The sequence below is a fragment of the Pseudomonas meliae genome, assembly GCF_001400515.1.
GTDB classification, from domain to species: Bacteria; Pseudomonadota; Gammaproteobacteria; order Pseudomonadales; family Pseudomonadaceae; genus Aquipseudomonas; species Aquipseudomonas amygdali.
This window is the reverse complement of record NZ_LJQT01000399.1, coordinates 1-11,402: the sequence shown is the minus strand read 5'-3', so window position 1 is coordinate 11,402 and position 11,402 is coordinate 1. Positions and strand designations below refer to the sequence as shown.

Annotated in this window: 7 protein-coding genes; 5 read left to right on the top strand and 2 right to left on the bottom strand. The window is 61.1% G+C overall.

Annotated elements, in window-relative coordinates; genetic code table 11:
• Nucleotides 1-93: 93 nt before the first annotated feature.
• Entirely contained in the window at nt 94-2,109 is a 2,016-nt protein-coding gene (gene uvrB / locus ALO64_RS18575) for an excinuclease ABC subunit UvrB (RefSeq protein WP_002552947.1), read from the bottom strand.
• A gap of 379 nt (nt 2,110-2,488) precedes the next feature.
• On the opposite strand from uvrB, the gene ALO64_RS18570 reads away from it, so the two are divergent.
• Entirely contained in the window at nt 2,489-3,685 is a 1,197-nt protein-coding gene (locus tag ALO64_RS18570; RefSeq protein ID WP_002552946.1) for an amino acid aminotransferase, read from the top strand.
• 227 nt (nt 3,686-3,912) lie between these two features.
• Nucleotides 3,913-4,236 (top strand): hypothetical protein, encoded by a 324-nt coding sequence (locus ALO64_RS18565; protein ID WP_044343282.1) that lies wholly within the window; start codon nt 3,913-3,915, stop codon nt 4,234-4,236.
• A gap of 55 nt (nt 4,237-4,291) precedes the next feature.
• Here ALO64_RS18565 and pvdQ read toward each other — a convergent pair whose 3' ends face one another.
• On the bottom strand, nt 4,292-6,631 hold the full coding sequence (pvdQ, locus tag ALO64_RS18560) for a bifunctional acylase PvdQ (RefSeq protein WP_044343283.1): 2,340 nt from the start codon (nt 6,629-6,631) through the stop codon (nt 4,292-4,294).
• Nucleotides 6,632-6,834: 203 nt separating this feature from the next.
• On the opposite strand from pvdQ, the gene ALO64_RS18555 reads away from it, so the two are divergent.
• From ALO64_RS18555 to ALO64_RS18545, 3 genes are read left to right on the top strand one after another with little or no spacing between them, the layout of a single operon-like run.
• Nucleotides 6,835-8,007 (top strand): efflux RND transporter periplasmic adaptor subunit, encoded by a 1,173-nt coding sequence (locus ALO64_RS18555; RefSeq protein WP_044343284.1) that lies wholly within the window; start codon nt 6,835-6,837, stop codon nt 8,005-8,007.
• The gene (locus tag ALO64_RS18550) at nt 8,008-9,978 is read left to right on the top strand and encodes a MacB family efflux pump subunit (RefSeq protein WP_044343285.1); all 1,971 of its coding nucleotides are present in this window, start codon (nt 8,008-8,010) and stop codon (nt 9,976-9,978) included. It begins immediately after the preceding gene.
• 7 nt (nt 9,979-9,985) lie between these two features.
• A complete protein-coding gene (locus ALO64_RS18545) occupies nt 9,986-11,374 on the top strand; it encodes an efflux transporter outer membrane subunit (protein ID WP_044343286.1) in 1,389 nt (462 codons plus the stop codon).
• Nucleotides 11,375-11,402 lie beyond the last annotated feature (28 nt).

Below are 11,402 nucleotides of genomic sequence, written 5' to 3'. Positions count from 1 at the left end.
ACGCTCCAGCGTGGTAACGCCGCTCTGGACGCTCTGCGTCCGATCTTGAGCGCATGGCGCGACGCAGGCTTGAGACAGAGCATCACCCCTCTCTCAAACCGCCAGCAACCGCTCCCGCAACTTGCCGATCTCGTCGCGCATCTGCGCAGCAGCTTCGAATTCCAGGTCGCGGGCCAACTGGTACATTTTCTCTTCCAGTTGACGAATGCGCTTGTTGATCTCGCTCGGCGAGCGCAGTTCGTTTTCGTAGCGAGCGTTTTCTTCGGCTGCCTTGGCCATGCCTTTGCGCTTCTTGCTGCGCGAGCCGGGTACCGTGGCACCTTCCATGATGTCGGCAACGTCCTTGAACACGCCTTTTGGGGTAATGCCGTGCTCAAGGTTGAAGGCGAGCTGTTTATCGCGGCGCCGTTCGGTTTCGCCAATGGCGCGCTCCATGGAACCGGTGATGCGGTCGGCGTACAGGATCGCCCGGCCATTGAGGTTACGCGCAGCCCGACCAATGGTCTGAATCAGCGAACGGTCGGAACGCAGGAAACCTTCCTTGTCGGCATCGAGAATCGCAACCAGCGACACTTCCGGCATGTCCAGGCCCTCGCGCAGCAGGTTGATCCCCACCAACACATCGAAGGTACCCAGACGCAGGTCGCGGATGATCTCGACACGTTCAACTGTATCGATGTCCGAGTGCAGGTAACGCACTCGCACCCCGTGGTCGCTGAGGTAATCGGTCAAATCCTCTGACATGCGCTTGGTCAGCGTGGTGACCAGCACCCGCTCTTCCAGCGCCGTACGTTTGTGGATTTCCGACAACAGGTCGTCGACCTGGGTCAGCGCCGGGCGAATCTCGATCTGTGGGTCCACCAAACCAGTCGGGCGTACTACCTGCTCGACGACACGTCCCGCGTGTTCCGCTTCATAGTTGCCCGGCGTCGCCGAGACAAAAATGGTCTGCGGGCTGATCGCTTCCCACTCGTCAAAGCGCATGGGCCGGTTATCCAGCGCCGATGGCAAACGAAACCCGTACTCAACCAGGGTTTCCTTGCGTGAGCGGTCGCCTTTGTACATCGCGCCGACCTGCGGCACGCTGACGTGAGACTCGTCGATCACCAGCAAGGCATCGGCAGGCAGGTAGTCGAACAGGGTCGGAGGCGGCGCACCGGACGGACGGCCCGACAGGTAGCGCGAGTAGTTTTCGATACCGTTGCAGTAGCCCAGCTCCAGCATCATCTCCAAATCGAAGCGGGTCCGTTGCTCCAGACGCTGGGCTTCCACGAGCTTGTTCTGAGTGCGCAGGTATTCAAGACGCTCCTGCAACTCGACCTTGATCCCTTCCATTGCCTCGATCAGGGTCTCGCGCGGGGTAACGTAATGGCTCTTGGGGTAGAACGTGAAGCGCGGCAGCTTGCGGATCACCTCACCGGTCAGCGGATCGAACGCCGACAGGCTTTCGACCTCATCATCGAACAGCTCGACGCGGATCGCTTCCAGATCGGATTCGGCCGGGTAGATGTCGATGACATCGCCACGCACCCTGAACGTCGCACGGGCGAAGTCCATGTCGTTGCGGGTGTATTGCAGGTCGGCCAGTCGTCGCAACAGGGCGCGCTGGTCCAGTTTGTCGCCACGGTCGATGTGCATGACCATGCGCAGATAGGTTTCCGGGCTGCCCAGGCCGTAGATGCACGACACCGTGGTGACGATGATCGCGTCCTTACGCTCCAGCAGCGCCTTGGTTGCAGACAGGCGCATCTGCTCGATGTGGTCGTTGATCGACGCATCCTTCTCGATGAAGGTGTCAGACGACGGCACATAGGCCTCGGGCTGGTAGTAGTCGTAATAGGAAACGAAATATTCCACGGCGTTGTTCGGGAAGAACGCCTTGAATTCGCCATACAACTGCGCGGCCAGGGTCTTGTTCGGTGCCAGGACCAGCGTCGGGCGCTTCACCTGAGAGATCACGTTGGCGATGCTGAACGTCTTGCCCGAGCCGGTCACCCCCAGCAAGGTCTGGTGCGCGAGCCCTGCGTCGATCCCTTCGACCAGTTGGCGAATGGCCTCGGGCTGATCGCCGGCTGGCTCAAAACGGGTAACGAGCTGGAACTCGGACATATCCTACCTCTTGGTTCATACGCGACTTGATTCGTACGCGACGGGATCGCGCAAAGGGCTCGCCTCACCTGAATGGACTGACAGGCCATGACGAAATCATCGCCAACGCCCGGTCCCGCCGGGAAAAGGCGTGCGATGTCTTGAAATGATGCTTACTAGATGGAGCCATATGCTGGCCTTTCAAGTCACGCACTTAAAGCATTGAGGCTCGAACGGGACGAACGTTCTGAAAATATGCACATAACCTCGAAAAAAGCCGCCCCGACCTGTCGCCCGGCGAGGGGATGCTCTCTATACTAAGCCCTGTTTGTGCACCGCTTTGGCGCATTCAGCCGCAGCGTACATCCCTAACCCACTCTTCATCAAGAGCCGCCGCACAATGAGCCTGTTCTCCGCTGTCGAAATGGCACCCCGCGATCCGATCCTGGGTATCAACGAAGCCTTCAACGCTGACACCCGCACCACCAAGGTCAACCTTGGCGTAGGCGTCTACTGTGATGAAGAGGGGCGCATTCCTCTGCTGCGTGCCGTGGCTGAAGCTGAAAAGATCCGTGTCGCCCAGCACGCGCCGCGCGGTTACCTGCCGATCGACGGCATTGCCGCTTATGACCAGGCCGTGCAAAAACTGCTGCTGGGAGCTGATTCACCGCTGATCGCTTCAGGCCGTGTGCTGACCACTCAATCGGTCGGCGGCACAGGTGCCTTGAAGATCGGTGCCGACTTCCTCAAGCAACTGCTGCCCAACGCAGTGGTAGCGATCAGCGACCCAAGCTGGGAAAACCACCGCGCACTGTTCGAAACCGCAGGTTTCCCGGTGCAGAACTACCGTTATTACGACGCAGCCACCCACGACGTGAACCGCGCCGGCATGCTTGAAGACCTGCAGAACCTGCCGAACAACTCGATCGTCGTGCTGCACGCCTGCTGCCACAACCCGACTGGCGTCGATCTGAGCCTGGATGACTGGAAAAAAGTGCTGGAAGTGGTAAAGGCCAAGGGCCATGTACCGTTTCTGGACATGGCGTACCAGGGCTTCGGTCAAGGCATTCAGGAAGATGCACTGGCTGTGCGCCTGTTCGCCGAGTCGGGCCTGACCTTCTTCGCCTCCAGCTCGTTTTCCAAGTCGCTGTCGCTGTATGGCGAACGTGTGGGCGCGCTGTCGATCATTACCGAATCGAAAGAAGAAACTGCCCGCGTTCTGTCGCAGGTCAAGCGCGTGATCCGCACCAACTACTCCAACCCGCCGACCCACGGTGCGATCATTTCCGCTGCGGTGCTCAACGACCCGGCACTGCGCGCCCTGTGGGAAGAAGAACTTGGCGAGATGCGCGTGCGCATTCAAGGCATGCGCAAAGCCATGGTCGAGCGCCTGGCCGATAACCCGGCCGGTCAGGACTTCAGCTTTGTCGGCCGTCAGTGCGGCATGTTCTCCTATTCCGGCCTGACCGCCGCACAGGCACAACGCCTGCGCAGCGAATTCGGCATCTACGCGCTGGATACCGGGCGTATCTGCGTGGCGGCGCTGAACCAGAAGAATATTGATGCCGTGTGCGACGCAATCAAGAAAGTGCTGTAACCGCGCTGCCTATATCTTCTGTAGCGAGCGAAGGCTATATTCCGTTCAATGCATCTCATGCAACTGTACGGCCCCCTTCGCGAACATCGCACCTCCCGTAGCCTCACACAACACCCAATCCTGCATCACCCTCCTTCAGAACCGTTCGGCAACTGAATCGAACGATCCATATGGCTACCTTTCGAAACCCTGTCAGACCATTTTCTGAAACAGATATCGAGGTACGCATGTCCATCGAACCGCAACGTCAGAAAGAACAGCCACCGGGCCACCATACGCCCGCTGACCAGGGCGCAGACCGCAACGACCCGGCCATCGAGCCACAGGTTGCGGACGTAGAACCAGAGACGGAAAAAGGTGGAGGCCAGAATCAGGGCCAAAGCCCTGCTCCCAGCCAGTCTCAGTCTCAGTCTCAAGGCCAAAGTCAAAGCCAGTCATCCAGCGACAGTGCTTACGTGCCCGACCATGAGCCAGAGGAAAAAACCGAAGATCTGCGCAATCATCAGCCTACCCAGGGTGTTGACGCCGATATCGATACGCCCGGAGGCTAATCCCGACAGGCAAGCGCATTTGGGCCGCCCGGCCCAAACGCTTCTCCTGCCATGTTCAGCGGCTGCCCTCCTCGCTGATCACCTGCACCTGATACGCTGGATCAGCCTTGATTTGCTGTTCGGTGAACGGCAACTCACTCCACTGTTTTTTCGAAAACGCCTCGGTCTGGTCCCTTGAGTGGGCAGACTGCGGGTTGCTCGATTCAGAAAATGCCAGCAGACCTTGCGCTCTGGGCCCCTGCTCATCAAACGTCACGACCTGCAGATAGCTGGTGCCGCTGACCACTTCACGCTTGCCGTCCTTGCCAGCGATGGTCTGCATGGCGTTATAGACGCCGAGCCCGGCCGGGCCACCATGAATCGGAATGGGTTTGCCGCTGAGGCTGGAGACCTGAATGTCGCCCCATTTACTCTCGGGCGAAAGACCGGCCTTGGCCACCTCATCAACCGCCGCAAGCATGGCGGCGCGCAGTGCGCTGGCAACCTGAGGGTTTTCAATGGCCAGCCCGCTTGGCGTGTGGGTCGGGTTTTGCGGGTCGAACACCACGCGCCAGCGCGAGGCAACGCCTTGCATGGATGTCATGATCCGCTGGAAGTACACGAACCCGATGCCACTGTTCAGATCAGCGCGTCCGTCCCAGGCTTTCAAGGCGGCGCACAACGGCGTCAGACGCGCTACATCATCACCCAGCTCCGAAGCACAGAACTTCAACAGATCCGGCAGCACTTGCCCGGCCTGATACACCTCGTTGTCCATGACCATCGCTTGCAGATTCTCGGCGCTGACCTTGCCAGCCTGTTGCAGGCTGCCCAGCCGATCCAGCGCAAAGCGCGCACGCTGACCGAGTGGCTGACCGTCCTGGCTGATCAACGGCGAAAATCCCTTCAGTGGTGCCGCGGGATTGACCATCCAGGCAGAGTCATTGGAATGCTGCACAAAGTCGCTACGCAACAGTTGCGGCTGGCGTGAGGACGGATAAATACCCGCCTGAGCCGCCTCCGCGGATATGTCCCAGTTACATTCACTGCGCGAGCCGTCGAGCACGATCAGCTCGGTGCCGATACGCGGGTCACTGCACTTGGCGAGCTTGGCGGCGTCCACGTTCGGTACTACCGAGAGGTTCATGTACAGCGCCTGCCCCCTGGCATCGACCGCCAGGGTATTGACCCACGGAATGCCCTGAATCTTGTGCACCAAATCCTGAAACGCCTTGAGGCTGTCAGCCTTGTCCATCGAATACCACTGCTGTAACACACGGTCGTTTTCCAGGTTGGCGTCACGCAGGCTGAAGGCGAACTTGTCATCCCAGTCCAGCCTGCCCGGCCACTGCACCACCGGGCCGAACTTCGAGGAATAAATGATGCGCGGCACAGCCTTGAGGCTACCGTCCGGCTGCTTCATCTCGACGCTGACTTGCTGCTGGCCCATAGCGATGGATTTTCCATCCAGCAGGTAACGGGTCGAGTCTTTCGGGTCGAGCTGCAAGCGATGCAAGGTGAAGTGTTTCGACGTGTCGACGGTATGGGTCCAGGCCAGATGCCGGTTGAAACCGATATTGATCAGCGGCAGGCCCGGCAATGCGGCACCCATCACGTCAAGCTTGCCAGGAATGGTCAGGTGCATTTGATAGAAGCGCATGCCGCCGCCCCATGGAAAGTGCGGGTTGGCCAACAGCATGCCACGCCCATTGGCGGACAGCTCGTGCCCTACTGCCACGGCATTGCTGCCACGCTCCAGGGCAAAGCGCTGGTTGCGCGCAGCGGCCAATTGCAGCGCCTGAACCTGCTGGCTATCAACCTGCAATGGCTTTTGCGCAGAAGGCGGTTTGGCTCCCGCCAGTGCCTCAGTGAACTGCCCTACGCCGCCCTCGACCAGCAAGCGGCGAGTCAGGCGCAGCAAATCATCGGTACTGATCGGTCGAACCCAATCGGCTGCGCAAGGCTGCGGCAGACCCTTGGCCTTCTGCTCACCCAGCGAGCGGTTGTAGCCGGCGACATAGCCCTGCATCAACTGGCGAATCTCGGGCGGCTGGGCTTTCCAGAAATCAGCCAGTGCCTCAGGCGTGTTGAGCCACTTGAACAGCAGGTCGCTGGCCATGTTGCTGCGTTGCTCAAGGGTCGCCTTGTCCGGCCCGAAATAGCGTGATCGCTCGCCGTTGACGGTCACAACTTCGGTGGCCAGCAGGCACAGGTTGTCCTGCGCATACGCATAACCGATGCCGTAACCCAGACCGCGCTCATTGGCGGCGACGATATGCGGCACGCCAAAACCGGTACGCCGGATTTCGGCACGGGCAGCCTGATGATCAGCGGCAACCAGGGCCTGGGCAGGCAATATCACCGCGAAAGAAAGACCTGCAAACACAAAACCGCACAGGGGTCTGGAAATAATCACGCTGACTCCAACTCGACAAGACGACCCGAATTAGCCGCTCCCCTTAAACGAAGCGCAGACGCAAAATTTACTCGCGCAATACAACCCGCAGCCGACGCTAAATTCCCGTCCTCATCCCTCGTTTAAAGGGCAGTTCTATATAAAGGCCCGCTCTGCAGCCGGCGTCCGTCGATCGGTTGATTTTTCCCACCCCAGGAACCTGCATGAAACGCTCTCGCCCTCCTCGACGCGCCCTTCTCGTGGCGCTGTGCCTGTTCCCGGTCATCGCCGTGTGTGCCTGGCAGATCATGCCCGACAGCAAAGGTCATGCAGCGACCGTGACGGTGACCCGCAGCAACATCGAAAACAGCGTGACCGCACTGGGCACCTTGCAGCCGCGCAGCTATGTGGACGTTGGCTCGCAGGCCACCGGGCAGATCATGAAAATCCACGCGCAGGTCGGCGATCAGGTCAAGGAAGGCGACTTGCTGGTCGAAATCGATCCGTCGACACAAAAAGCCAGGCTGGACGCCGCGCGTTACGCCATCGAAAACCTCAAGGCCCAGCTTCAGGAACAGCGGGCGCTGCACGAGCTGGCCGAACAGAAGCAACAACGTCAGAAACGCCTTGCGGCGGGCGGTGCCACGCGTGCCGAAGACGTGCAGGCTGCGGAATCGGAATTTCGTGCCACCCAGGCACGGGTCGACATGTTCAAGGCACAGATCCTGGAAGCTCAGGCGGCGCTGCGCAGTGACGAGGCGGCGCTGGGCTACACGCGCATCTACGCCCCCATGAGCGGCACGGTGGTCGCACTGGATGCGCGAGAAGGTCAGACCCTGAACGCGCAACAGCAGACGCCGCTGATTCTGCGCATCGCCCGCTTGTCGCCCATGACCGTCTGGGCCGAAGTCTCGGAAGCCGATATTGGCCATGTCAAACCCGGCATGACGGCCTACTTCACCACTCTCAGCGGTGGCAATCGGCGCTGGAGCAGCACGGTGCGGCAAATCCTGCCGGTGCCGCCCAGACCGCTTGATCAAGCCAATCAGGGCGGCGGCAGTCCGAGCAGTGCGCGCAAGAGCGGCGGCGGTCGGGTTGTGCTGTACACCGTGCTGCTGGACGTTGATAACAGCGACCAGGCACTGATGGCAGAAATGACCACACAGATATTCTTCGTCGCCGGCAGCGCGCAGAACACCCTGACCGCCCCGCTCGCAGCCTTGCAGAACGGTCCTCAGGCCGATGTGCAGATCGCGCAGGTGCTGTCCGCCAATGGCGAAGTGCAAAACCGTCAGGTACGCACCGGCATCAGCGACCGCCTGCGCGTGCAGGTGCTCGACGGCCTGAATGAAGGTGATAGCCTGCTGGTGCCGGCTTCTGTCGGCAGCGGGGGCTGAATGCAAACGCCGCTGATCGACCTGCGCGCCATCCGCAAATCCTACGGCGGTGGCGACAGCCCGCTGGTCAACGTTCTGCGTGGCATCGATTTATCGATCCATGCCGGGGAATTCGTAGCGATTGTCGGCGCCTCCGGTTCCGGCAAGTCGACACTGATGAACATCCTCGGCTGCCTCGATCGCCCGACCTCGGGTGAATACCTGTTCGCCGGGGAAAACGTCGCCGAGTTGGGCAGCGACGAACTCGCCTGGCTGCGCCGCGAGGCATTCGGTTTTGTGTTTCAGGGCTACCACCTGATCCCTTCCGGCTCGGCACAGGAAAACGTTGAAATGCCGGCCATCTACGCTGGCACACCCGCCGCAGAGCGCCACGCCCGGGCTGCCGCACTGCTCGACCGGCTGGGCCTGGGGTCGCGCACCGGCAACCGGCCACACCAGCTGTCTGGCGGTCAGCAGCAACGGGTCTCCATTGCCCGCGCCTTGATGAATGGCGGGCATATCATCCTCGCCGACGAACCCACAGGTGCGCTGGACAGCCACAGCGGTGCCGAGGTCATGGCGCTGCTGGACGAACTGGCCAGCCAGGGCCATGTGGTGATCCTGATCACCCATGACCGGGAAGTCGCAGCCCGCGCCAAACGGGTCATCGAGATCAGCGACGGCCTGGTGGTCAGCGACACCGCATGCGATCTGTCTGCGCCACGTTCAGCCAACCCCGCTGCGCTACAGGCCGTCGACCTGCGCAAGCGTCTGAGTGAAGGCAGCGGCAGTCGCGGGGCGTGGAAAGGCGAACTGCTCGACGCGGTTCAGGCCGCGTGGCGGGTGATGTGGATCAACCGCTTTCGTACCGCGCTGACGCTGCTGGGTATCGTCATCGGCGTTGCATCCGTGGTGGTCATGCTGGCGGTCGGTGAAGGCAGCAAGCGCCAGGTCATGGCACAGATGTCCTCGTTCGGCTCCAACATCATTTACCTCAACGGCAAGGCCCCCAACCCGCGTGCGTCCAAGGGCATCATCACCCTTGAAGAGGTCGCGGCGCTGGGCGATCTGCCCGAGGTAAAAATGATCATGCCGGTCAACGGCGGACAGGCCGGCGTGCGCTACGGCAACGTCGATCATTCCAGTTATGTCGGCGGCAACGACACGCACTTTCCGGCGATCTTCAACTGGCCGGTAGTGGAAGGCAGTTATTTCAGCGAAGCGGATGAGCAAAGTGCTGCCGCCGTGGCAGTGATTGGTTACAAAGTTCGCCAGAAACTGTTCGGCGAGCATACCGACCCTATTGGCCAGTACATCCTGATTGAAAACGTGCCGTTTCAGGTGGTCGGCGTGCTTGAGGAAAAAGGCGCCACTTCCGGTGACCTGGACAGCGACAACCGCATCGCCATTCCCTACTCGGCGGCCAGCATCCGTCTGTTTGGCTCGCAGGACCCCGAGTACATCACCATCGCTACACGCGATGCCAACAACGTCAAACACGCCGAAGAAGCAATACGCAACCTGCTGCAACGCCTGCATAACGGCAAGCAGGATTACGAGCTGACCAACAACGCCGCGATGATCCAGGCTGAAGCACGCACCCAGAACACCCTGTCGCTGATGCTCGGCTCGATTGCGGCGATCTCGTTGCTGGTCGGCGGCATCGGCGTGATGAACATCATGCTCATGACTGTGCGTGAGCGCACCCGTGAAATCGGCATCCGTATGGCCACCGGCGCGCGGCAGAGCGACATCCTGCGGCAGTTCCTCACCGAAGCGGTGATGCTTTCCGTGGTCGGCGGGCTGGCCGGTATCGTGCTGGCGCTGGGCATGGGCGCAGCCTTGTTGCTGAGCAAGGTGGCGGTTGCGTTCACCGTGCCGGCAGTGGCCGGAGCGTTTGCCTGCGCACTGGTCACCGGCGTGATCTTCGGCTTCATGCCTGCCCGCAAAGCTGCCCGGCTCGACCCGGTTGCCGCCCTTACCAGTGAATGAACAATCAATGAAGCCGAGCCTTTCCCTTTTGACCGTCTGCCTGTTACTGACCGCCTGCAATACCCCGGCTCCGCGCCTGGGCAGCGGCATTCAGCCACCTGCACGCTGGGCGTTTGCCCAGAGCGCTGCCGCCCAGCGCAGCGACGCCCGCTGGTGGCAGCAGTTCGGCAGCCCGCAATTGAATCGCCTGATCGAACAGGCCAGTCGCGACAGCCACGAAGTCGCTGCAGCAATGGCGCGTGTGCGTCAGGCGCAGGCCAGCGCCATCATTGGCGGCGCACCTTTGCTCCCGGAGCTGGCCTTTGACCTGCGCGGCGAACGCAACAAGTTCGTGCGCAACAGCGACCGCAAGGCCAACCCTTCCGACGACAACAACACCAACAACTTCACCAGCGACCTGACCGCCAGCTATGAAGTGGATTTCTGGGGCGGTATCGCCGCCGGACGCGACAGTGCGCTACAAAGCCTGCGGGCCAGCGAATTCGATCAGGCGACAGTGGAACTGACCCTGCTCGGCAACGTCGCTGACCGCTATGCGCAAACCCTCGCAGCGCGCGAGCAAGGCCGGATTGCCGAGCTGAACCTGGCCAACGCGCAAATCGTTTTGAGGCTGGTGCAGACCCGTTACGACTCGGGTTCGGCCACTGCACTGGAACTGGCACAGCAGAAAAACCTGGTCGCGACCCAGCAGCGCGAACTGCCACGCGTTCAGCAACTGGCCAACGAGCAGTTGATCAGCCTGGCAGCGTTGCTCGGCCAGCCGGTACAGAATCTGAACCTCGGTGATCAGGCATTCGCCACCCTGAACTGGCCGGACATCGGCCCCGGTCTGCCCAGCGAACTGCTGACCCGCCGCCCGGATCTGGCCAAAGCCGAAGCTGAACTGGCCGCGGCGCAAGCCAATGTCACGGTGCCGCGCGCTGCCATGCTGCCAAAGCTGACCCTGAGCGCCAGGCTCGGCACCGAAGCCACCCGCGCCGAAGACTGGTTGCGCGCACCGTTCAGCAGCCTGGCTGCCGGTCTGGTCGGGCCGATCTTCAATAATGGCCGTCTGGCTGCCGAGCGCGACAGGGCCACAGCTCGTCAGGAAGAGCTGCTGGAAACCTATCGCGGAGCGATCATCAACAGCTTCGCCGACGTCGAAAAAGCCCTGAACAGCATTCAAGGCCTGGACCAGCAACGCTACTGGCACGAAGAAGAACTCAAACAGGCGCAAACCGCCTTCAACATCGCCCAGAGCCGCTATGAAGAAGGTGCCGAGAACTTACTGACGGTACTGGAAACCCAACGCACGCTGTATCAGGCGCAGGACGTGAGCGTGCAGTTACGGCTGGCACGCTTGCAGGCGAGCATCGCGCTGTACAAGGCACTGGGCGGCGGCTGGCAGGTGCGCTGAGCGCACGATCCACTATCGTGCGACGCTC